This window comes from Seongchinamella unica (assembly GCF_004354085.1).
Classification (GTDB): Bacteria; Pseudomonadota; Gammaproteobacteria; order Pseudomonadales; family Halieaceae; genus Halioglobus; species Halioglobus unicus.
This window is the reverse complement of the sequence record NZ_SMSE01000001.1, coordinates 678,378-703,328: the sequence shown is the minus strand read 5'-3', so window position 1 is coordinate 703,328 and position 24,951 is coordinate 678,378. Positions and strand designations below refer to the sequence as shown.

Here is a 24,951-nt window from a genome sequence, read left to right as displayed (position 1 = left end):
TCCAATATGCCTGCGGTGGACGCGCCTCCCATTGCCGATGTCGCTGCCCCGCAAACGGTCATCAAGCCGGCTTAGCCCGTTGCCGTTTTCAGGAATCGTCATTCCCGGGCACAGAACCCGACCGGCTAGTTTTCCGCCAGTCGATAGGCCAGCAGCACGTTGCCCGGCAACTGGCCGAACATGGCGTAGCCGGACTGGACGTAAAGCCAGTCGCCGGCCAGCACCTGCCCATCCACATCGATGGCACCGCCGTGGCCGCTGACGCCGTTGACGGTTTCCACCGGGACGGCGGTGCGGGTCTGCCAGAGCACCTCCCCTGAGGCGATGTCGTAGGCCCGGAGCACACCGTCAAGCCCGCCGCTGAAGACCAGCTGCTCGGTGGCGGTCACCGCCGCCGAGAGTCCGAAATAAAAGGAGCAGGCGTATTGCTCTTGCAGTGGCCGGTTCTTGCCCACGCGCATGTTCTGCAGGCCCACCAGCGGTTTGTCCTCTTCCTCCAGGTGGCAGCCCCGTTCCACGGGCTGGAACCACAGCGGCTCGCCGTCGCGCACGTTCAAGGCGTGTATGCCGGGGCGGGGAATGTATTCCGGGCGCGGTCGCTCCGGGTCAGCGGCCGGCACCAGCAGACGTTCGCCGGACAGGGCCATGCCCCAGTGAATCCCGCCGTTGGTGGTGGTCTGGTGGAGGTCGGGGCCGATGGCCGCGTTGCTGACCCGGGTCTTCCACAACAGCTCGCCGTCCATATCCAGGGCCATGGCGTCGCCGGATTTCTGGCCCACCAGTAGCAACTCGGTGCCGTCTTCGAGCTGCGCGTGAATCACCGAGGCGCCAATATCGAAGTCGCCCCCGGCGTTCTCGGGGCAATTGCTGCCGCCGTTGAGGCAGGCGGCATTCCAGATATCGCCGGCGGTGGCCTGGAAAACCCACAAGGGCTCGCCGCTGTCCAGGTCCAGGGCGACCACCGCGTCGGAGGTCCCGGTGGCCGGGTGAGAGAGGTTTTCGCCGGTGCCGACATAGAGCCGGTTGCGGGCCGCGTCGATCGTGGGCGTACTCCACACCGACACCCCGGAGGGTCCCAGCAAGGGTCTGTTGTCGCTGGTGACTCCCTGGGGAACCGCGTCTTCCGTGGCGTGCCAGGTCCACAGGCGTTCACCGTTGGTGGCGTCCAGCGCAATTACCCCGCCGTGGGATTCGCAGCAGATGTGCTGGGGGTTGCCCGCAGCAGCCACCTCGTAGGAGGAGATCGGTACAAACAGGCGCCCGTCGTGATGGCTGACCGAGCCGGTAATGGTGGACGTACTGAACAGGCGCATGTCAGCGCGCCACTTTATGTCGAGGCTATGGCGGTCAACCGCGTAAACGACCGCCATGGAATCGGCGAACACCAGGGTGTCGTCGTCGATCGCGGTGATCGCCGAGCGAATGCCGCTGGCAACTTTGGTGTGCGCCAGCAGGCAGCCCCGGGTGCGATCCAGGGCGTAGAGACGGCCGGTTTTATCACCAAAGTACAGGGAGTTGCCGATGATGGCCGGCTGGGAGCGCATGTCAGTGACCTTGGGAAAGGCCAGCGCCCAGGCCAGCTCCAGAGTGTCCACGTTGTCGCGGGTGATGTTGCTGCGCCCGGCGTCGACGTAACGCCGGTTGCCCGGTGCCTGCCCCCAGTTGCTGACATAGGGGGTCTGGTCGCGCTCCGGCAAAAGTTCGCAGCGGTTGGCCGCGATCCAGTCGAACGCGTCGCTATCGGAACCGGACAGGTAGATGGCCACCAGCCCGCGCTGGATGTCGTTGAGGTGGGCGGCCATGGGCTGCATTTTGCCGAACTTCATCGCCACCATCACGGTATCCAGGGAATACCCCGCCAGGGCTTCCCGGCCGGGGGCGTGCATCTGCGGATTGTCGTGGCAGCTGGCGCAATGCTGGTCGAAGATCTTCTCCCCGAAGTAGGCCAGCGGTAGCCTGTCGGCGTGGCGTATGGCCAGTGACTCCAGGGTTTTCAGCGGGGAGTCCAGGGAGGCGGTGTAAAGGGCGAGTCCGGCGACCAGGGCGGCCAGTATGAGCAGAAACTTTTTCATTGCGAGCGTCGCTGGTCCGGCAGGGCGAAGGCGTACAGGTAGTCGCCCGCCTCGCGGTTAAACATGAAGTGGCCGCCGGCGTTAATCACCAGGTATTGGCGGCCCCGGTAGGTGTAGGTCATGGGTGTGGCGGTGGCGTCCACCGGCAGGGTATAGCGCCACAGGGTTTCACCACTCGCCAGGTCGAAGGCGCGCAGCTGGCGGTCCATGGTGGCGGCGATAAAAAACAGGCCGCCGGCGGTGGCAATGCCGCCGCCCAGGTTCGGCGTTCCCCAGTCGATGTGGAAGGGCAGGGGGAAGGGGCCCAGCTCGTGGATCGAGCCCAGCGCTGTCTCCCACAGTATCTGGCCGGCCACCAGGTCGACCGCCATCAATTTGCCCCAGGGCGGCGCGTTACAGGGAATCCCCAGCGGGGATACCAGCGCGCCCAGTTCCACGGTATAGGGCGTGCCCTTCATGGGTACCAGGAAGCGCTGACCGGCGGTGGGGTGATCCTTGCCGTCCGCAGCGGCGTCGGCTTGTGCATTGGGCACCAGCCGGCCGGCAAAAGGTGCGGTATTGACGTTCAGCACCAGCACACCGCCGCCGGGCGCAATCGCCCCGCCGCCCCAGTTGGCGCCGCCCAGGCTGCCCGGGAACATCAGCGTGAGTTTTTCACTGAGCGGTGTAAACAGGCCCAGGTTATCCAGTTCGGCCAGCTGCCTGGCGCAGTCACCCCGGTCCCAGGGCGTCAGGCCCCAGGCCTGTTCCGGCATCAGGAAGGGGTCCAGCAGCGGCGGTGGCGCGATCGGCTTGGGTTGGGTGGCGGCGGTTTTCTCGCCGGGGATTTGTGACGGAGGCACGGGCTGTTCGGTGATTTCCCACAGCGATTCACCGCTGCGCCGGTCGAGAACAAAAATAAAGCCCTGCTTGGTGGGCTGGGCGAGGGCGGGCACGCTAGCGCCGTCCTTCTGCCATTCGAACAGGATCGGCTGGGCGGGGGTGTCATAGTCCCACAAATCGTGCCTGACATGCTGGAAGTGCCAGCGGACCTCGCCGCTGTCCAGCGCCAGCGCCACCACGCTGTTGGCGTAGGGGATGGCCTCCGGGCGGTTGACGCCATAGTAGTCCGGGGAGGGCGTGCCGGTGGGCAGGTAGACCAGTCCGAGGGACTCGTCCACGGAGATCGGCGCCCAGACGTTGGCTGCGCCGCTGCCCTCTTTGCCCTGCAGCGGGTCGAAGCTCCAGCGCAGCTCGCCGGTGAGGCTGTCGAATGCCTGCACCGTGCCCCTGGGTGCCTCCGCCAGGCGAAAATCAATCACTGCCGAGCCATTGATCACCAGTCCGCCAGCGACCACCGGTGGCGATGAATTGCTGATCTGGTCCGCGGCCTTTTCCCGGCCATACTGGCTCACCTCGCCGCTGTCGCCAAAGTCAGCGCACCGTTCGCCACTGAGGGCATCCAGTGCCAGCAGTCGGCGATCGTAGGTATTGGCGAATATCCGGTGACGGCAATCTGCGCCTTGAGCGACCCGCGTTTCCTCGTAATAGGCAACGCCCCGGCAGCGGAAGGGGCGCAGGCTTGCGGTATTGACTTGGGGGTCGTGAGACCAGCGCCGCTCACCGCTGCCCGGGTCCAGGGCGATAACCTCGCTGAAGGGCGTGCAGTACACCAGCGATTCGCCGGCGGCCGGTGGCAGCAGGATAGGCGTCGCCTGGCCCGAGCTGTTTCTCAGCAGTTCGGCGGGACGGTCGGCGTCGCCGCTGCGATGGACCCAGGCAACATCGAGTTGCCCCACGTTATCTCGGTTGATTGCCGCGGCGGCGGAGTAATGACTGCCGCCAGCGTCGCCGCCATAGTGACGCCATTCCTGACTCCAGCCGGTGGTTGCGCAGAGTAGCGCGGCAATTGTGGCAAGGCGGCGCACCGTGCCTACTCCTCTAACGGGGTAATGCGCAGCAGGGTGGGTGTGGCGCTTTCCGACTGCCAGGTGGGGAAGTGGGAGTTGGAGGTGTATACCGCGCCGTCTTCCTCGGATATCTCGATATCGCGGGTAAAGAAGCGCTGCCGGGGCATGGGGTACAACTGCCAGGATTCGCTGGCGATATCAAAACTGAGGATAGTGTCCGACTGGTTACCGTTGACCCAGACCACGCCCCGGTCCCGGTCCACGTTGAGGGCATAGGGCAGTTCGTTGACCACCGGCAGTGGGTATTCGCTGAAGGTCTTGTTGCGTGGGTCGTACTTCACCAGCAGGCCTACCTGGAAGGCCACCACCCAGATATTGCCGTCGGCATCGGCCCGCAGGCGGCGCGGGCCGCTGTACGGGAAGTCGATCATGGTGACCTCGCCGCTGTCCGGATCGATATGGGCGAGATCGTTGGCGTAGAGCCGGGCCACCCACACGCCCCCGTCGGGCGCCACATCGATGCCGTAGGGCATTGGCAGGCCGGTGGACTCGCGGTCCGGTGAGGGCAGGGGGCGGTCTTCCGGGTCCAGGCTGAACAGCAGCGGCAGGGCCTTGAAGAACAGCCACTCCTTGATGCTCCGCGCGGGCAGGTCGTAGAGGGTGAACTCGCCGCTGCTGCGATCAAACATGGCCACCTGGGACGACAGGGCCATGGTGAACCAGACCCGGTCCGCGTCGTCGGTGCGAATGGTGTGGGGATAGAGCCCCCCGGGCATGTCGTGGGTGATGAACTCCTTGGTCTCTATGTCGAACTCCAGCAGGGCCTGCTGCATGGACGGGGTGATAAAGATGTTGCCGTCCTTTTTCGAGTAGGCGAAGGAGTGCACCCCCATGTAGTTGTACATCTTGGGGAACACGGTAAAGCGGTTGCCGAGAATGCCCCCAAGCCGGGCGTCCTCCGCGTGGGGCACCTTGTAGACCGTGTACTCGCCGGTGTCGGTATCGATTTCGTAAATCCGGTCGAACAGGTTGTCGCCCACGTAGACGTAACCATTGGGGTGCAGCAGGAAGTCGTGCATTTGTGAGAAGCCGTCACCGATAGGCCACTCGGTCATCTCTATGGAGGACAGGTGGGTTTCCCAGCGACGGGGCTCGGGGACAGTGCCGGGGTTCTCCCGCAGTTCACGGTACTCCTTCTGCAATAGCTCCGCCACCGGGCGGATATCGTCCGTTGGCATGCGCGCGCCGTAGGTGTTCATCCGCTCGATGATACTGACCCACTGCGCCACCGTGCGCTCGTTGCGCATGAAGGGGGAGGCCTGCTGGTGGCAGAAAGCGCAGTTCAGCTGAAAGGTTTCCTTGAGTTCCCGGTCGCCGCCAAAGTCGAGCCGGGACAACCAGACGTTGGACGGGTAGCTGGCGATGTACTGTTCCCGGTTCATCGGCGCCAGCTGCAGGATGCCTTCGGCCGTATCTGAATACAGGTCCTGGTAGCCCTGGGCGCGCACCCGGTAAAAATAGTTGCCGTCGGCGGCAATATTCACCTTGCCTTGCACATCGGTGAAGCGGGTGACCGTCACCGCGGAAATGTTGGTCACGCCGTGGGGCGCATAGCCGTCGTCGCTGAGGTCTGCCTCGGGCACGTCCAGGGGCGTGCGGGTGACCATGGCCTGGGTAATGGGCTTGCCATCAGGGTCGGTAACCAGCAGCGGATCGGCTGCGGCGGCGATCGCAAAGGCAAACAGGAAGAGTGTCAGGTGGCGCATGATGGGGTCTCCTTTGGAGCCGCGGAATTATCCCAGCTCTGCCACTGAAGTCCATATTTGCATATTTGGGGTCAGAGTAAAAACTTTGAACATTTGGGGTCAGAGTAAAAACTCTGAACACAGTCTATGTCAGGCTAATATCAAACAGGAGTTTTTACTCTGACCCCAAATATGCTCTGACCCCAGATATGGCTGTCAGGCGCAGTTGGTTCGCAGCAGGAGGCGCTTGAATACGATGGCGTTGTGGTCGCCGGGGTCCCGTTCCGGTTCTTCGGCCAGTTCGATATTGGGGAAGCGCCGGTAGAGCTCCGATACGGTCAGGAAGAGCTGGCGTTTGGCGAGAGCGGCGCCGATGCAGTAGCGGGGACCATAGCCGAACATCACATCCGGGTCGAAGGTGCGGGTTACGTCGAAGGTCTCGGGATTGTCGTAGTAGTCCGGGTTGTAGTCCTTGAGGTGGGGCATCATCAACACCATCACCCCCTTGCGCAGTGTCTGGCCCATGAATTCCATGTCCCGGGGGGCATAGCGGGCGAAGCCCATCTTGGAGGACACTCCCCAGCGATTGATTTCGCAAAAGGCATTGGAAAAAGCCTCTGGTGAGGCCAGTGCCGTGTCAATCTGCTCCTTGTGCCTAAGCAGGGAATAAACCGTCCACTGCTGGGCGACCAGGGTGGTATCGGCGCCGGCACCGATCAGGGCGAGGATCAGGGTGATAATGTCGCCCTCTTCAAACCCCTTGTTTTCAGCTTCGATACGCAGCAGCGTCGAAAGGAAATCGTCCTGACCCGGGTCCAGCCGGCGCTCGGCAATGACTTCCCTGATGATGTCGATAGCGCGGTTGCTGTCCTGGCGCGCCGCTTCCCGCTGTTCATCTGAAATGGTCGGGTTCCAGGTTTCGGTAAAGGTGAGGATGACTTTCTTGATCTGCGGCCAGTACTTTTCCGGAATGCCCACCATGCGGGTGATGGAGATGAACGGAATGTGGTTGGCGATCTCCTCGATGTAGTCGAAGGTCTCGGGCTCTCCCAGGTCATCGAACAGTTTCCTGACCTCGGGCTCGATTTTGGCCTGGATGTTGTCCACCACGTTGCGGGAGAAGGCCGGTGCGGTTACCCGCCTTACGAGTCGGTGGTGGGCCTGATCCGCCAGCAGGCTGTGGCCGATCATGGCCCGTTCGAAGTTACTCCACTGGTCTTCGGGCGGGCGCTGGGGGGCAAACTCCCAGTCGTAAAAGTCGGACGACAGAGGCTCCTCTTTCCAGCACTTCATGATGTCGTCCATGTGGGTCATGATCCAGGCTTGCCAGGGTTCGTACCACACCAGCGGGCCGCGTTCGGCGAGCGCCAGGCACTGGGGAACCGGGTTGTCCACGTACTCCGGTGAATGGGGGTTAAAAATGTCTGCAACGGGGGGCAGATTTTCCGCAGCCTCGGCCATGGGGTTCTCCAGTCTGTCTGATCGCCCAAAAGTATACATATGTATACATTTGCTGCAAGTTACAAATCGTTTAACCGTTCGACACCGTGGTAGCATGTGAGCTTCTGGGGTTGGGAACATCGGGGCATTCATGGGCAGGATCCTGCTGAACCGCGGCGGTCGCATGCTGGTGTTGTTGGCGGTGGCCGCGCTGCTGCCGGCGGTGGCCTGGGCCAACGGTGTCAGTGACAGCTTCAGTCGCACCTCCCTGGCGCTGATCCTGATGATCACCCTGGCCGACGCCTGTGGCTTCCTGTTCGAGCGCCTGGGCCTGCCGGAACTGGTGGGGGAAATCTGTGCCGGCATCCTGCTGGGCAACCTCGCCCTGCTGGGCATCGACTTCAACTTTCCGGCGCTGCTGCGCAGCAGCGAATTCATGATCTATGCCGCTGAACTGGCGCTGGTGCTGCTGTTGTTCCTGGTGGGTCTCGAGTCGGATATGCGGGACCTGCTCAAGGTGGGGCGCAACGCCACCGCCGTGGCCTGTGCCGGGGTGTTACTGCCGGTGGCGATGGGGTTGGGAACTGCGATTGTGCTCGACGTTAACGGCGGCCTGCAGGGCTGGTTCCTGGGGGCCACCCTGGCGGCCACCTCAGTGGGCATCACCGCGAAGCTGCTTATCGCCCAGGGCAAGCTCAAGTCCGCCTCGGGTGAGGTGATCCTGGGGGCCGCAGTGATTGACGATGTCCTCGGGATACTGTTGCTGGCAGTGCTGGCCAGTGTTGCCGCCAGCGGTGAGTTCGCCTGGGGCTCGTTGCTGATCATTGTAGCCAAGGCACTGGCGTTTTTCGCTATTGCGGTCATTATCGGCCAGCGCCTGATGCCGGAAATGATTCACATGGTGGCCATTACCAAGCACGCCAGCATCTGGACGGGTTTTGCCTTCTGTCTGGCGCTGGCATTTGCCCAGTTGGCCGCATTCGCGGGCCTGGCGCCGTTGATTGGCGCCTTTGTTGCCGGCCTGCTGCTGGACGACGTTTACTTCCGGGTGGGTGCCACGCTGCAGAAGCACACCCTGGAAGAACTGATTCGCCCGATCACGGACATTTTCATTAGCATATTCTTTGTGTTTATTGGCGCCCAGGTACAGCTGCAGGTGCTGGCGGACCCCTCTATCCTGATCGCTATTGCGGCATTTACCGCCGTGGCCGTCGCCTCCAAGAGCATTGCCGGTTACCTGGTGAAGGGCCCCGGCTTCGATCGACTGGGTATTGGTCTGGGCATGGTGCCACGGGGAGAAGTGGGGCTGGTGTTCGCCTCCTTCGCTTTTGCCCATGGCATTTTCACGCCTGCGGTCTACAGTGCGCTGGTGATGGTTGTGCTGCTGACCACGGTGATCGGTCCGGCCCTGCTCAAGCCCCGCCTGTCCCGCTTTTAGGCCTCGCCGAGCATGGCCTTGAGATGTGCCTCGACGCAGCGCGCCAGCGCATGCAGATCGTAACCACCCTCCAGAGACGAAACTATCCTGCCCTGGGCGCTTTGATCGGCCTGTTCGCACAGCCTGCGGGTAATCCAGGCAAAGTCATCGTCGACCAGGTTGAAGTCCCCCAGCGGGTCAGCCTGGTGGCCATCGAACCCTGCGGAAATGAATATCAGCTGCGGGGCAAAGTCCGCCAGCCTCGGCAGCCACTGTTCGCTCACCGCTGCCCGGTACTCCTCCCCGCCGCAGCCTGCCGGTAACGGCAGGTTGACCACATTGGCGGCCTTGCAGTCGTGGCCACTGTGGGGATAAAACGGGTGCTGGAAGCTGGAGCAGAACAGGATCCGCTCGTCGCCCTTGACGATGTGCTCGGTACCGTTGCCGTGATGGACGTCGAAGTCAACGATCGCCACCCGCTCCAGGCCATGGTTATCCAGTGCGTGGTAGGCCCCGATCGCGATACTGTTGAACAGGCAGAACCCCATGGCCTTGTCCCGTTCGGCGTGGTGTCCCGGGGGGCGAACCCCGCAGAAGACCTGGTCGACTTGGCCGGACATCACCAGGTCGACGCCCTGGATAACGGCGCCTGCGGCGAGCCGGGCCGCCTGCAGTGAAAAGGGATTCATACTGGTATCGCCATCCAGGGCGACGGTCCCGTGTTCGGGGGACTTTCGGTAGACGGTATCGACATAAGCGCTGTCGTGGGCAGTCAGTAACTGGGATTTCTCTGCGGGGATGGCGTCGTACTGGCGTAACACCATATCCAGCCCGGTGGCAATCAGGCGGTCGTTGATGGCCGCCAGCCGCGCCGGTTGCTCCGGGTGATAGCTGCCCATGTCATGCAACTGGCACTGGTGATGGGTGATGTAACCGATGCTCATGAATTGACTCCGGTTTTTTGACTGATCTTGCCCGCTGAGTGGATGACAAGCAACCCAAGCAGTATGGAACTGTCTTCGATCATGCCGTCCGCAGAGTTTAGCCGAGTGCTGCAATGAGTTGGTGGCGGCGGGCCGACTCAGGTTCAACTGCCGGGCCGCTCCGGTGAGCGCTCATTTGAGAGCCTGCGAGCTTCTGCTAGTCTGAACATCGGGTCTGTGGTCCAGCAAAGGGTAAATCCATCGAGAGGTGGGAGTGCCAGTTCGCTCGTCTGGATGGCATAGGCCATAGGAAATCGGGATTGTTGTGAGCCAGTGGACTCACAGAACTTGACGGCGTTCATTACTGCCCTGGGGGCGGGCGAACGCACCGCGCTGATGCGGGACGGCAGCGTACGGCTCGCACAAAAACATTGCATCCCGGTGTTGCACACACTCCCCGCCAAAAACGCAGGAGAAGCAGTATGCGCATATCTGCGGTAGGCAGAGTTATAGTCGCGATCCTTGGGGCTCATCACATGGCACTAGTCGCTGAGCCGGCGCTAGAGCGCGAGTTTCAGACAACCGTGACTCCGGGTAAGCACACAGCCTTGAGGCTGGAGAACGTACAGGTGGGAACCCAGCTCGCGCTCAAGTTCGAAGTAGAAAAACCTTTGCGAGTATGGGTGCTGGACCTGGCGAACCTCGCACGCTTTCCCGATGTCGTGCAGGCCTTGCATTCGCAACGCGTAGCGGACAGGCACGATGTCATACTCGTGCCGCCGCGCAGCGACGACTACTACGTGGTTTTTGACAATCGCGATCGCATGGACGAGGTCGACGTGGAGGTCGAGGTGCGCATCAGCCGCGCGGAGTTAAATGTCCTCGAGCGCCCGGAACTTCAGCGGGCCCTGAACCGCATCGTCGCCTCCCTTGAGAAAATTTTTATCTTTGATGCCATCGAAGTGCGGCCTGCGGCCTGCGGGGTAGCCAATCTGCTAACGGTCGGTAACCGCATCTACGTTTGCCTGGAATACGTGAGCGCCATCGATGAGATGGCCGGCGAGAGGGAGGCGGCGAAAGCGCTGTTGCTCTACGCCATGCTGCACGAGTTTGCCCACGTACTATTGCGGCAGTGGGAAATGCCGTTCTATGACAACGAGGAACTCGCGGACCAGATGGCGACGGCGCTGTGCACGATGATTGAGCGCGAGGATGCATCCATGGCGCAGGCGCGATTCTTTGCGGCTGCAGCGGCGGCGCAACAGCAAAATGCGCTCAATTTAGGGGTCGGCCGGCATCCCCTCGCGGCGCAGCGGGCACGTAACATTCAGCGTTGGAGCGAGGCAGGCGATGAACACGCCAAAGCCTGGCAGGCATTCCTGGTGCCTCGTATGCAGCCAGGTTTCCTGCGCCAGCTGAGTGTCCGAACAGCCCCCTGGGTGCGGCCGGCGCTGGTGGAAGACGAATTGCGCCGGCGAACGGGCGCCAAATAATATTTCAATGTTTACAGACGTTTACATGCCGGGTTGGACAAAAATTTGACAATCCACAGTCCCTTGCCTAAAGGTTAGTCTCAAATTCGCATGGAATAGCGCAGCAAAATCACCCTTGGATTTTGCGCAGGGAGAGTCGCACATGTCACTTCCCGAATTTACCGGCTGCTTGTCCGGATCCGGCCACCGACGTGGGCCTTTCACCCTCTCTCGACTGACCCAGGCACTGCGTCGCGGCAGCGCTCCTGCCTTAACCGCGACTCCGCGTCGACCACCGCCGCCGACCAGACGCCAATATCAGGTCGAGACGCTGGAACCCAGGCTGTTACTGAGCGCAGATCTAGCACCCGGAGCCGCGCAGGCGCTGGTTGATGGCCTCGACGGTCTCGCCAACTGGGCCGACGAACTCGATGATTTCGACGAGCTTGCCCAGCCCCTGCCGCTGATCGACACACCGCTTGGAGACCTGCTGGATCTAGGCGGCTTTATCCAGGACAACCTCGTAGACCCGCTGGCCTCAGCCGCTGCGACTACCACTCAGGAAGTCGCGGACGCGCTTGATAACGCGCTGGATGCCTTGCTTGGCGCCGGCGATTACGTTACCGATATCACCGATCAGGTGAGTGACGAATATCGCTTCACGGTCGATTTCAGCTACGGCATCAGCGAGGCCTTTGCCTTTGGCGTTGGTGAGGCCTTCGATGCCCTGGGTATCGGCTTTGAGAACACGGTGGACCTGGCCGGCAGCATCAACGTGGCCTTCGAGTTCGGTTTCCTCACCACCGAGGGGCTGGACCCTGCCGATGCCTTCTTCATCGACACCGATGGCGCCGCCATCAGCGTCGGCGGCACGATCGATGCGACGATCAACACCGCCTTTGATCTGGGCTTTATCGACGCCCAACTCGACAATGGCACGGTGGACATGTCCGCCTTCCTCGACGTCAATCTACCCGATGCCGGCGCCGACACGCTGCTGACCCTGGCCGAACTGACCGATGCTGCCATTGACGATAGCGTTCTTACAGTCGCTGCAGGCAACAGCTTCAGTGCCACGCTTCCAGTAACGGCAACGCTTGCCGGCCTGGATGCCGACGACACGTTAGAATCAGCGCTTTCGATAGCCGGTCTTTCCGGGGCCAATCTGTTCGAAAACCCGGATTTCAGTATTAGTGTCGACAGCCCGGTGCTGGCCGACTTCACCAACATTCGGCCGGGAGATATCGCAGGGGCCTTGAAGAGCCTGGGCTCACAGCTCGATGCCATTTCCAGCGTGCTTGACGTTGCCGGTGGCATCCCCTTCCTCAGCGACGGTATCAGCGACATTGCCAGCTTCGCCGAGGTCTTCGATGAGCTGTCGCAGGAGCTTTTTGACGTGGGCGTGAAAGCGGTGTCGCTGCTGGGCGATCTGGGCGACCTGGGTGGCGATCTTAGCTTCGACATCAGCGTCGATGAGGCGGTTCCGGTCACTATCACTATCGACTTCGATCCAATAAATGATCCTGCTGCGCTGTTGACCGCCCTGAATGGCGAGTTGAATGGGCTCGGCGTAGAAGCTGTTCTGGAGGACAACCAGCTTCTGCTGCAGGCCACCGATGCCGCCATCGACAAATTCGAACTGACCAGTGTGGATCCGGCCCTCGCCACAGTCCTGGGGCTGGAAAACTCCATGTTCGGCCTGCCGCTGTTCCAGTTCGCGACGATTCAGGAGTTTATTGACCTGCTCAACAACTCCACGCTGCAGAATACGCCTTTCGAGGCGGCCTTTGATGCTGCCAGCAACAGTATTACTTTCAACATCGATATCGAAAAGAGTTTCCAGCGTGACGTGCTGATGAATTTCAGCGAGTCGCTGGATTTGGGGATCGGTGAGCTGGTGTTGTCCGGTGGCGCGGACGCGAGCTTCGAGGTGGCGGCTGCGCTGGATGTGGGCGTAGGTGTTGATATCTCCACGTTCAGCGGCGCGACACCGCTTGGCAAGCTCAACGGTGGCGCCGGCATTCGCGTGGTCGATGGCGCCCCTGACTTCAACATCCTGCTGTCCGACGGCAGCATGGCGGATGTCGATCTCAGTGGGCTTGATACCAACAATGATGGCGTTATCAAGGGCGATGATGACCCGGCGACGGTACAGGACCTGATCGATACGATATTGGTTGCCAACTCAAGTGCCCTGGCCGGGAAGCTGGAGATTGTACCGGACGGTTCCCAGGGTAATCTTTTGTTCCGCGACACAAGCGGCGGTGGCGGGAACTTTGTAATCTCGGCGGCAGAGGACTCGGCAGCGCTGATCGATCTCGGCATACTGCTCTCCGCGGGTGGTAACGACGATGGAGAAATCGTCGCCGGCATCATCATGCCGCGCTTCTTCATCCAGGAAGACAGTAGCAGCATCAGTGCCTCAGCGAGCATCAGCGCCGACGATATCGACCTCACCGGTGCGCTGGGCTTCCTGGAAATCGGGGTCGAAGACGGGTCTCTGACCGAAACCAGCATCGAAGCCAGCCTTTCTTTGCAGGACCCGTTCTCTGACGGGCGTATCTTCCTTAATGAGCTGGCCCGCAAGGATATCGACGGGGGTGACGCCTTCCCGATCGCCGTAGACAGCGTTAATTTCGCTGTCACTACTGGAGATCTTTTCCTGCCACTGACATTCCCCGATGCCGACACCCTGGGGCTGGACCTTGATCTTCTCGAGGCAGTGCCAGAAATTGTCGTCAACTTCGAGGACACGGTCGCGGCTGCTGCGGGTGGTCTGGATGAGCTGACCCTCGCCCTGGATTTTGCTTTTGACACCACGGCGATCGAGGAGCTGCTGGCCAGCTTCGAGAACCTGTCCATCGGCCAGATCATCGAGCTGGTGCTCGCGATAGGCGAATCCATTGCCGAAGACTTCGACCTGTTCAACTACGAGCTGCCGCTGGTCGATACCTCGATCAACGACATACTGCAGCTGGCTCAGAACGGGCTGGACGAGATTCTGGACGGCGAGCTGGCGCAGAAGATCAAGAACCTGAGGGGCGAACTTACGACGCTGCTGGAAACCAACCTTGGGCAGTTTGTCGAGGGGCAGTTCCAGCTCACCCTGCCAGGCCTCTCTCCCTCGGAGGCAAACCAGGTACTTGCCGCCCTCGACGATGTCGGGCTGCAGGACGAGTTCTTCCATGCCACTAACAACCTGCTGAGTGCAATCGCGGAGCTGCCGGAGAACTTCGACCTGATCACGGCGCCCAATCCCACCGAGCTGGTTGCGGCCTTCAACGCCTTCCTGATGGTGACCAAACGCGTTGCGGAGGAAGACCTGCCAGGCGTTGGTACCACCCTGGAGGACAGTTTCCAGGACGTGCTCTCCGGCTTCACCGACCAGGCGCGCGAGCTGGTACCGTCAACCGATACGGTGGTGCAGCTGATCTTCGAGGCGCTGGGCTTTGAACTGCCTGAGCTCGCCGACGTACTCAGCGAGCTCGATGAGGAGTCCATCCAGACCCTGCTGGTCGACACTGTCCAGGACGCCCTGGCCGCCGGCGCCGACAGTATCAAGGCAGAACTTGAGGATTTCGAGGCTAACCTGCCCGCTGACGTGCCCTCCGTGCAGGACGCCATCGATGCCATCAGCGAAGCCGAGCAGATTATCGGCCGCCTGGAGGGGCTGCTTGAGGACGTGTCCTCCCTGCAGCTGATGGACTTTGTGCGCCTGTTCGGTCTCTCCGATGACCTGCTACAGCAGATTCAGTCAGCAGTCGACATTGTCAACACCGCGCTGGAGGACCCTGACCTCGCCGCCGGTGCCCTGAAAGACCAACTGCAGGCGCAGTACGATGCCCTGGTAGACGACGTGTTGACGCCGGTCAGGGATGATGTCGTCGCCGCGGTGCAGGATGCCCTGGGCGGTGAGCTGCTCAGCTTCCACTTCGACGAGAATAACAACCTGCTGATTAACCTGCACATCGCCGCCGACGAGACGCTGAGTGACAGCTTCGAGCTCGACTTCGATCTGACTGGACCCGGCAATATCGATATTCCGCTCAATTTCGAATCTGCCCTGGAGGGTGAGCTGAATCTCGCGGGCTCCCTGGATCTGGGCTTTGGCCTCAATGTCAGCGGCGGAGCGCCGCAGATTTTCCTGCAAACTGACAGCGCCGCGACTCTGGAGTTAGGCCTCGAGCTTGAAGGTTTTGCCGAGCTCTCTATCTTTGGCCTCAGCGCCAGCTTCGGCAACCCGGATTTCCCGGATCCGGAGGCCGCGTCAATTATCGTCGCAGACGCTGTGGAGCAGGACGACGGGATGGGTGGCACCGAAATCGTCGCGGGCGAGGGTAACGCCAGTATCGGCCTGTCACTCATCGACAACGATGGCGATGATGACGGACTGATACTACTCGGTGATATCAACGCCGGCACTTTTGATCCCGGCGTCAATGGCTTCCTGGAGGCCAGCCTGCCGGTTTACACCAACGGCACCGGGGTTCTCGCGCCCAGCGGCCCGGTCGAGGTTGTGGCCACCGACGCGCCGGATCTTGACTTCGATGATCCGCTGTCTTTCTCCATTGCCGTCAATGGCTTCGACCCGATAGCGGTCGATGTACCGGCCTACGGTGGCGGTGACCCCGGGGATCCCTACCCATCAGTGAGCGCGCTGGCCGATGCCATCGATACGGCCATGGCGGCGGCAACCTTTACCGATCTCGGTATCTTTGGTGACGGCGACCTTGGCGATATTTTTGATGCGCAGGTCGACGGGGGCCTGCTCAAGATCGCTGTCAAGGGCGGCCTCGATGAGTCGCCGTCGACAATGGTGTTGTCCGGATCGGGGCTCTCAACACTTGGGTTCAACGGTGACCTTGAAAACCAGACAGAATTGGTCAACATCGGTTTCACCACGTCACTGACCGCGTTCAACAGCGAGGGTTTCGATTTCGCCCTCGACGGCCTCAGCGAAGAGGAGGTGAGTGCCATCATCGGCTCCTTCACAGAGCTGAATCTCGCCAACCTGTTCGCCGCCATCGATACGATCCTGCAGATTCTGGAGGATGCACTGGGCTCTGACTTTATCGATGGGTTGCCGGTACTCGATGATGCCGCAGACGTCATCGGCGACGGGGTGAGCTTCCTTCAGGATGCGTTCGACACGATGAAGGCGGCGCTGGAAGAAGTGCCCGACGCGGTCGATGATCTCGGTGAGTGGGTCAATGAACAGATTGAGACGGCTGTCACCAGTGCTATAAGTACCGCGGAAGGCGCGGCAGCTTCTGGAGTTGATCTACTACTGGACCTGATTCCGACAGTGCGTTTTACACTCAGCGGTGTTGATATCAATACGGCTGATTTTGACGCCCAGGACTTGTTGTCTGATCCGAACCTGGGTGTCGAAATAGATTTTGAGTTCGACTATAACAAGGATTTTGAAACCAGTTTCGATCTCGGCCTCGACGCGCTCATCTTCGAGGTCGAGACCGAGGGCGGCATCGCAGTTGAGTTCGACGCCGGCCTCGAGTTTACCCTGGGCCTTGGTCTGCTCACTGGGCCGTACCTGAAGTTCAGCGACGATGCGGATACTGACGAAATTTCTGCGTCCCTCAACGCCGGGCTCACTGATGGGACCAGTCTTACCGCACGCCTGTTCTTCCTGCAGCTGGTGGCTACCGAATTGTCCGGCGAGCATGACGGTGTCACCTACGAAGGTGTGAACCTCAGCGGCGATATCGGCGTCGACCTTGGTACGGGTGAGATCGATGATCTGAGCGAACTGATGTTCGACCTCAGTTCCGATCTTGAAGTGGATATCGACCTGCTGATCAGTGCCGGAATTGAAGCGGGCACCGATGGCACCTTGCCCAGCCTCGAAGTAAAGATGAACACGGACTGGGACTATGATCTGACCAGTGGGGAAGTTCCCGACCTTCCGATGCTGGAGTTCAACGATCTGTCGCTTGATGTCGGCGAGTTCTTCCAGAATACCTTCGGTCCGGTGCTCGAGCAGCTTGAGCCCTTCACCTCCGCCCTGGACCCGATTTTCGACATCCTGTACACGGAAGTCCCGGTAGTCTCCGACCTGTCCAAACTGCTGGGTCAGGACCCGATCACCTTCCTCAGTGCGATCAAACTGCTCGGCAGCGGTTTCGAATCTGTCGAAGTCTTCCTTAATGTGGCGCAGACCGTGGATCAGGTTATCGGCATCGTCGACGGTCTTGCTGACACGGGCAAGATCAACTTTGGCGACATGGACTTCGGTGGCATTGACCTGACCGAGGCAAGTGCCTCTAGCGCGCTTGACGCCGCATTGGGTTCGGTGACAGCGACATCCGAAAGCCTGCGCAACGCGTTCACGTCCCAGCCTGGAACAGCGGAACTGGTGACCAAGGCCGAGGCTAGTGCCGGTTTTGATACCAGCGGCGGACTGGGGATCTCCTTCGACATCATAGAGAACCCCGCTTCCCTGTTTAACCTGCTGATTGGTGGAACGGTCGATCTGGTGACCTGGGATATCCCGAGGCTATCAGCAGAGTTCGATTTCGGCATGAGCTTCGGTCCGATCATCCCGCCGATCCCGCTCTTTGCCACCGTCAATCTCGGTGCCGAGCTGTTCGCCGACTTCGCTGTCGGCTTCGATACCCGGGGCCTGGCCACAGGCTCCTTCTTCAACGGCTTCTATTTCAACGACCTGAATGATGCCGGGGAGGATATCCTGGAGCTCGGCCTGGGCGTCGAGGCGTCTGCGGGTGCGGAACTGAACGTGGTGGTTGCCTCCGCGGGTGTTGAGGGCGGTGTGCGCGCGGAAATCGGTGCCAACTGGAACGACCCCGACAGCGACGGCAAGGTCTATCTCGACGAGCTGGCGCGCAATTTCGCCCGTGGTGTCGAGTGCGTATTCGATCTGGAGGGCGCGCTCAGCGCCTTCTTCGATGCCTTCGTGAAGATCGGCTTCGATACCCCCTTCGGTTTCGTCACTATCTTCTCCGAAACACTCAACCTGCTTGACGTCACACTGCTTGATTTCTCGGTGAGCTGCCCGCCCTTGCCGCCCCCCCTGCCGGGTACACTCAGTGGTGATGACATCCTGCTCAATATCGGCGATCGTGCCGGCGACCGGCAGCCTGGCGCCACCGATGGCGAGGAAGAGATTTTCGTCCTCAGCGAGATGGATCGGGATGGCGATGGCGAGCTGACCGTGCTCAAGGACATCAACGGCAACGGGGTTATCGAGCGCACCGAGCTTGAGGGGGTTGAGGATCTCGATGGCGATGGTGTGCTGTCGAGTAATGTCGTCGGCATTCTCGGCTTCGGCCAGTTCCAGCTGTTCACCGACGAGGCGCCCAGCTACGCGGACAACACGGCAGCTGCGATCCGCGATATCACCATTGCGAGCCTCAACCTCACCGGCACCCGTATCATTGGCAACGGCGGCGCGGAAGACGACAAGATCACCATCGATGAATCGGTGGTCTTTGGCGCCGATATTAGCGGGGGCGCCGGCAACGACGAGATTTTCGGTGGCTCTGGTAACGATAACCTCCACGGTGATGCGGGCGAGGACATCCTCCGCGGCGGCCTGGGCGATGACGAAATTCATGGCGGCGCCGATCCCGATGATATCCGCGGCAACGCCGGCAGCGACAAACTGTACGGCGATGGCGGCGATGATACTGTCTTCGGCGAAGACGGTATCAACCAGGAGCGCAGCTACGCCGAGGGTGAGATAGAGTTTGACCTCATCGAGAAGCTGAACCTTGCCCTGGGTAATGCGGGCTTCGCGGCCTTCGTCGAACCGACCTACGACGACGAGATCGAGGGCAACGACGGCGCCGATGACCTGCGTGGTGACTTCGGTGTTGACATCGTCTACGGTGGCGATGGCAACGACAACATCACCGGTGGCTGGGGCAACGACGAACTCACCGGGAACGATGAGACCGACCTGATCGAGGGAGGCCAGGGCAGTGACAAGATCTGGGGCGACAATCGCTTCAATGATGATGCCACCGGCAAAGACGTGCTCTTCGGCGAGGGCGCCGGCGTCGGGCCTGACGATACCGGCGATGATCTGATATTCGGCGGCCCGGGCAACGACACCATTCGTGATGCCTACGACAGCGAGGAGGCAGACCCGGAGGACAATGCCGAGGGGGGCAACGACAGCTTCTACGGCGGTGATGGCGATGACCTGCTGGTCACCGGCAGTGGCAACGACCGCGCCTTTGGCGGCGCGGGCGCCGACGAGATATTCTCCGGCGATGACAACGACTATGTTGAAGGCGGCGGCGGTGCGGACCTGATCCGCTCTGGTGCCGGCGCCGACCTGGTGATTGGCGGCTCCTCGCCTTATGCCGACAACTACAATGACAACTTCGAAGCCGTACCGCTGAGCTATGCGGGCCCTGCACAGAATGCCGGCGTCGACGACGCGGCGGACGAAGACTTTGCCGGCAGCGACGGTGGCGACACCATTTTTGCCGGCAACGGCGATGACATCGTCATCGGCGATAACGGCGCGTTCTACGCCGGCGGCGATGTCAGCACCCGTACTCAGGACGTGGACCTTGATCGCGTTACCACCTTCTCCGATGGCGGCGAGGGCATGGATACGCTGCGCGGCGAGGATGGCGACGACATCCTGTTCGGCGGCGGGCTCGCCGACGAGATATTCGGTGACGCCCAGGGTGGCAACGGCAACGACATTGGTGTGGGCGACCAGGGCTACCTCACCAAAGATGAACTGGTGGCAGTGCATTCGAGTGTTGCCGGCGCCTTCGGCAACGACAGGCTCTATGGCCGCAGCGGCCTGGATATCCTGATCGGCGGCAGTGGTGGCGACTTTGCCTACGGCAATGACGGCGCCGACCTGCTCGCCGGCGACAACGTGGCAATTACGTTCGGCGGCCTCAGCTTCGTACCCACGGGGGCCAACGTGACCGTGCTTAAGGTCACCAGTACTGACAAGGACCAGGGTGGCAATGACACCCTGTACGGCAACACCGGTGCAGACCTGGCCATCGGCGGTTTTGGCAGCGATGTCATCCGCGGAGGTGACAGCGACGATATCCTGCTCGGCGATAATGGCGAAGTGATTCTCAAAGGCGGCGCCGTGCCCGGTAATGCTTTTGTCCTTGGCACCGCCGTCGATAGCGTGGCGACCACGGACAGCAGTGACACCACGGGAGATGTCGATTCTATTGGCGGTGACGCCGGCAACGATATCGCTCTCGGTGGTGTGGCCGGTGACATTATCGGCGGCAACGCCGGTGACGATCTGCTCCTGGGCGATGGTGGCGAAGTGCTGTTTGGCGAGGGAGATGCCGACCTCTCCAGTCTCGATGAGGTGCGCACCAGCCTGACTCAGCCTGGCGGCGCAGACACCATCTCCGGCCACGATGGCGGTGATGTCATCATGGGCGGTCTCGATGGTGATACGCTGTACGGCGATGGCGCGATTCCGGGCAGTGCTGACGGGGAGGACGTGGTTCTCGGGGACAACGGCGAACTGTTCCTCGGTGAGGGTGCCGGGGAGCGCCTGCTCAGGGGCGCGCCGTTCCTTACGCTGCGCACCACGGACACCACAGCGAGTACTGGTGGTGTCGATACTATCGAGGGTAATGCGGCCGACGACATCCTGATGGGCGGCACCGACGGCGATACCATCAACGGTAATGATGGTGATGACATCGCGCTGGGTGACAACGGCCGCCTTGAGTGGGGCTACAACTTCAGCGGCGATGCATTTTTCGACGGTGAATCGGATTCTGGCGGTCTGGCGACGCTAGATATCATCACCACGGAGTTGCCGGCGGCGCGTCCCGGCGGCCGCGACACCATCCAGGGCGATGACGGCAGCGATATCCTGCTCGGCGGCACCGATGCCGATGCCCTCTGGGGTGATGAGGCGGACGCGGCCGGTACGGCAGGCACTAACGATGACCTGATCTTCGGCGACCACGGGGTCGTTTATCCCCAGTTAAGCCAGCACAGCACGCTCAATTCCCGCAACTTCTTCGCCATCGACACGGGTGACGGCGATGGCGGCGAGGGCGACCAGGTCTGGGGCGAGGGTGGCGACGACATCATCCTCGGCCAGCAGGGCGACGACCGGCTGTTCGGAGGCACTGGCAACGACGACCTCACCGGCGGTCACAACGTGGCCGGTGGCATCGACGAACTCAGCGCACCGGCAATCGTGACCGCGGGCAGCGATGTCAGTGACGTCATCGACGGCGGCAGCGGCGACGACGCCCTCGCCGGCGACAACGCAATCATCTGGCGCAACAATGACGATATTGGCGAGCGTTACCGGACCCTCGATGGAACGCTTCTCTATGAAACCGCGCTCGGTGATCCGGACTATGGCGATGCCGATGTGACTGTTACCGCCCAGGGCAACCCCGATGAAGGCCCGGGGCGCACCATCACGCTGCTCGATCACAGTGACAGCACCTTATCCGGGCTGTATGGCAACGATTACCTGGCCGGTAATGCCGACAACGATGAACTCTTCGGCCAGCTCGGTGATGATATCGTGCAGGGCGACGGTTACATCGGCGCCGATGACGGCGATCCGGACAGTGTCAGCACGGCGCTGAGCACCGCGGACTCCGGCGGCGCCACCGATGGCACTCTGTACTTCAATGTCTTCGAGGCCGCAACCGATGGTGACGACTACATTGAGGGCAACGGCGGTGCGGATCTGCTTTACGGCGGCCTTGGCCAGGATGACATTATCGGTGGCAGCTCGGATCTCTTTGGCCTGACCACGACCGTGCAACGTCCCGACGGCTCCGACCTCATTTACGGCGGCGCCGCCAATCCCGACCGCCTCGAACGCAATGCCACTACCGGTCCTGCAGATCCGTTGATTGCCGAAGTAGACCGGCACGCCCGCGACGCCGACATGATCGTCGGCGACAACGGTTCGATTTATCGCATTGTCGGCACCGACGATACCGACGGCGGCGATTACGAGGAGTTCAACTACGACGCCGAGGACAGCGAGCGCGGCGACCTGCGCATCGTGGTGCGCGGCATGACGCGCCTGGATTACGATCCCGATGTGGCCGCGAATAACCGCGGTGATGCGGACACCATCTGGGGCGAAAGCGGCGATGACTTCATCCACGCAATGTTCGGTGCCGATGTGGCTTACGGCGATGCGGAAAACGACGACATCTTCGGCGAGCAGGGGACTGACTGGCTCTCCGGCGGCACCGGCGAGGACGCCATTCTCGGTGATACAGGCCTCATTGCCACCAGCCGCAACAGCGTGGATTACGGCGAGTCGCTCTACGGTATTGCCGCACTCGGGAATCGCGATCTGGATCAGTACATCGACACCCCCGGGGACATTCAGCAGTCTGTCATCAATCTCAGCGATGCACTCAAGCGCACCGTGGACCTCACCCCCTTCGAGGTCGGAGAGGACGACATTATTTATGGCGGCCTGGGAGACGATTCGCTGCACGGCGGTGCCGGTGACGATGCCATCTCCGGGGCCGAGGCCATGGAGGACGTGGCAGCCCAGGTGGGTGCCACGGATTACCTGAGCGGTTATTCGACGCCGGACAACCCAGGCGGTGTGCTCGGCTTCGATCCCGCCAGTGAGGAGTTCGCACTTTATGACGAGTTCCACCCGCTGACCAAGATCATGGTTGCCACCGGTGACGGCGACAAGGAATTCCTGCTCAATTTCGAGGCCTTTACTGACGATAATGACCCGGTCGGCACCATGGTTCACGACGGCAACGACGTGATCTTTGGCGACCTCGGCAATGACTGGCTGGTCGGCGGTACGGACCTCGATCGTCTCTACGGTGGTTACGGCTCCGACCTGCTGAACATCGACGACAACCACGATACCCACGGCGGTTTGAACGATGAGCCCGATGACCCGGCCTTTGCCGGCACCGGCTACATGCTCAGCGATTCCCGCGGTGCCGATATGGCCTACGGCGGGGCCGGTCGCGACGTGATGATCAACAACAGCGGCGCCGACCGCATGATCGACTGGGTGGGTGAGTTCAATAGCTACGTTACGCCCTATGCGCCCTTCGGCCAGTTCAGTGTCAGTCGCAGCCTGCAGCCGCAGCTGCAGGAGTACCTGCTGGATCTATCCGAGAGCGACGGTGCCGATCCTACCCGTGCCGCGGATGCCGGTTCCGACCCTGATCGTAACGGCGAGCCCGAGGGCGAGCTGGGCATGGTGCTGCAGAAGGATTTCGACTGGCAGGACCAGACCGGTGCGCCCAACGACCCGCAGGCGGGTAACATTCCCGGTGGCAAGCGCGACGTCATGGAGGCCGAGGACTTCAACGATGGCCAGGCGACCACCATGGCCGCCGAATCCGGCGACTGGAACATTGCCGGGGGAGCGTTGCAGGGCAGCCCCATTGCCAGCGGCGAGGCCATCAACTTCATGTTCGTCGGTGATCAGCTGCCTTCTTATTTTGAAGTCACGGCCACGGTCAATGCGGACAAAGATCGCGCCGGTGTGAAGTCGAACGGCTATGTAATCTTTGATTATCAGGGACCGGAAGACTTCAAGTTCGCCGGTATCGAAGTCGGAACAGACAAGCTGCAGATCGGTCAGCGCACGGCTGAAGGATGGATCGTTGAGGCCCAGGACAACATGCGCCTGAAGGCGAACAACAACCACAATCTGCTGGTCGCCGTGAACGGCACAACGGTGACGCTGATGGTCGACGGTCAGGAATCTCTGAGTCACAGCTTTGGCGCGCGGGTGATCGACGGCATTTCCCTTGGTCTGAACTACGGCATGGTTGGTGTCGGGACGAACAATTCCAGTGCCAGCTTCGACAATCTCGCGGTGCAGAAACTGCCGCCGGACATCACCTATACGCAGTTGGAGGACTTCGCAGACGGCGTGGCTGATGGGTTTGTCCCCGTAAAAGGCAGTTGGACCGAGGACAGCGATAGTTACCAGGGTGATCCCGCCGGCGACGAATATGCGCTTAGCATCGTCAGTCTGGATGTGGCGACCGCGGCTTATCTTGAGATTGCTGCGGCGATTGCGGCCAGCGACGTGGCGGGAGTGGCCTTTGATCACTACGACGACGGCCGTTTCAAATTCGCCGCCCTGGATATCGCCAGCCAGCAGGTGCTCATCGGTCACTACACCACGAAGACCGGTTTCGTGATCGATGCGAGCGCGGACTTCAGTCTTGCGGGCGTCGGCGAACAGCGCCTGGAGGTCGGGTTGAGTGGCACTACAGTCAGCGTTCGTGTCGATGGCCAGGACGTGATCGGGTATGTCTACAACGCGTTGCTGAACGATGGCGACATGGGTGCGCTTGTGCTTTCCGGCACCGCCGAATTCGGCTCCGTCGCAGTGTTAACGGATGATCCCAGCTACGGCGATCCGCTGATGGCCGACAGCATGGGCGAAGGCGGTGAGACGCTCGAAGAGGAAATGCTGGCTTCCGTGGCGGAAAAGGCGCGGATTCAATGGGCCAACAGCGGTCTGCTTGAGGAAGCCGATCTGGCCAGGCTCGAGTCCGTGGACATCACACTTGCCGATCTGGAGGGCGAGCTGCTCGGCCTGGAGCACGACGGCACCATCTACATCGACAGCGATGCCGCTGGCAACGGCTGGGCCAGTGACGAAAAGCAAGAGGGTATGGACCTGCTCACGGTGGTCAGCCATGAAATCGGTCACGCCCTTGGCTTCGCCCACGGTGACCTGCCGGTAATGGACGGCACCCTCAGCGTCGGGGAGCAGCATCTGCTCGCCACCCCAGAGGCAACCGCGCGCTCCGCTTTCCTGTCCCTCGATGAACACGGGGATTTTGTGGCTTCTGACCTCGCGTCCAGCGCTGGCAAGGTGACAAAGGAAATTCTCGCCGGCAGGATGGTTGACTGGAGCATTGAGCAGAGGCCATGATAGCGAACAGGCAAGAATGCACGCAGCGTAAGAGGATCACTTACTACAGACGAAGCGGTGGCGATGGGCAGCCGTAACCACCGCCAACTT

The 24,951-nt window shown here is 61.4% G+C and carries 8 protein-coding genes; 3 read left to right on the top strand and 5 right to left on the bottom strand.

Annotation, left to right across the window (positions count from 1 at the left end):
• Window positions 1–125: 125 nt before the first annotated feature.
• The 4 genes from E2F43_RS03060 to E2F43_RS03045 all read right to left on the bottom strand — a co-directional run bounded on the left by E2F43_RS03060 (window position 126) and on the right by E2F43_RS03045 (window position 7,167).
• Complete coding sequence (locus E2F43_RS03060; RefSeq protein WP_133209420.1) at window positions 126–2,072, bottom strand: outer membrane protein assembly factor BamB family protein; 1,947 nt, start codon at window positions 2,070–2,072, stop codon at window positions 126–128.
• Window positions 2,069–3,979, bottom strand: a complete 1,911-nt coding sequence (locus E2F43_RS03055; RefSeq protein WP_133209418.1) for a pyrroloquinoline quinone-dependent dehydrogenase — start codon at window positions 3,977–3,979, stop codon at window positions 2,069–2,071. Before E2F43_RS03055 ends, E2F43_RS03060 begins: the two co-directional genes overlap by 4 nt.
• Window positions 3,980–3,984: 5 nt before the next feature.
• Window positions 3,985–5,727, bottom strand: coding sequence for a Vgb family protein (locus E2F43_RS03050; RefSeq protein ID WP_238946721.1), 1,743 nt, complete (start codon window positions 5,725–5,727; stop codon window positions 3,985–3,987).
• 195 nt (window positions 5,728–5,922) lie between these two features.
• Window positions 5,923–7,167, bottom strand: coding sequence for a cytochrome P450 (locus E2F43_RS03045; protein ID WP_133209416.1), 1,245 nt, complete (start codon window positions 7,165–7,167; stop codon window positions 5,923–5,925).
• Window positions 7,168–7,297: 130 nt separating this feature from the next.
• Here E2F43_RS03045 and E2F43_RS03040 point away from each other — a divergent pair, with 130 nt between their 5' ends.
• Window positions 7,298–8,584 carry a cation:proton antiporter gene (locus tag E2F43_RS03040; RefSeq protein ID WP_133209414.1) on the top strand — a complete coding sequence of 429 codons (1,287 nt, stop codon included), beginning with the start codon at window positions 7,298–7,300 and terminating at the stop codon, window positions 8,582–8,584.
• Here the strand turns inward: E2F43_RS03040 and E2F43_RS03035 are convergent.
• Entirely contained in the window at window positions 8,581–9,507 is a 927-nt protein-coding gene (locus E2F43_RS03035; RefSeq protein WP_133209412.1) for a histone deacetylase family protein, read from the bottom strand. The genes E2F43_RS03040 and E2F43_RS03035 overlap by 4 nt on opposite strands.
• Before the next feature lie 515 nt (window positions 9,508–10,022).
• On the opposite strand from E2F43_RS03035, the gene E2F43_RS03030 reads away from it, so the two are divergent.
• Together E2F43_RS03030 and E2F43_RS03025 are read left to right on the top strand one after the other, a co-directional pair.
• Window positions 10,023–10,979, top strand: a complete 957-nt coding sequence (locus E2F43_RS03030; protein WP_165954170.1) for a DUF4344 domain-containing metallopeptidase — start codon at window positions 10,023–10,025, stop codon at window positions 10,977–10,979.
• 142 nt (window positions 10,980–11,121) lie between these two features.
• Window positions 11,122–24,861 (top strand): LEPR-XLL domain-containing protein, encoded by a 13,740-nt coding sequence (locus E2F43_RS03025; protein WP_133209408.1) that lies wholly within the window; start codon window positions 11,122–11,124, stop codon window positions 24,859–24,861.
• Window positions 24,862–24,951 lie beyond the last annotated feature (90 nt).

What these genes read in the sequence shown, in the direction of transcription:
- E2F43_RS03060 (WP_133209420.1), bottom strand. Translation starts at nt 2,072, where the DNA reads ATGAAAAAGTTTCTGCTCATACTGGCCGCCCTGGTCGCCGGACTCGCC.
- E2F43_RS03050 (WP_238946721.1), bottom strand. Translation starts at nt 5,727, where the DNA reads ATGCGCCACCTGACACTCTTCCTGTTTGCCTTTGCGATCGCCGCCGCA.
- E2F43_RS03045 (WP_133209416.1), bottom strand. Translation starts at nt 7,167, where the DNA reads ATGGCCGAGGCTGCGGAAAATCTGCCCCCCGTTGCAGACATTTTTAAC.
- E2F43_RS03040 (WP_133209414.1), top strand. Translation starts at nt 7,298, where the DNA reads ATGGGCAGGATCCTGCTGAACCGCGGCGGTCGCATGCTGGTGTTGTTG.
- E2F43_RS03035 (WP_133209412.1), bottom strand. Translation starts at nt 9,507, where the DNA reads ATGAGCATCGGTTACATCACCCATCACCAGTGCCAGTTGCATGACATG.
- E2F43_RS03030 (WP_165954170.1), top strand. Translation starts at nt 10,023, where the DNA reads ATGGCACTAGTCGCTGAGCCGGCGCTAGAGCGCGAGTTTCAGACAACC.
- E2F43_RS03025 (WP_133209408.1), top strand. Translation starts at nt 11,122, where the DNA reads ATGTCACTTCCCGAATTTACCGGCTGCTTGTCCGGATCCGGCCACCGA.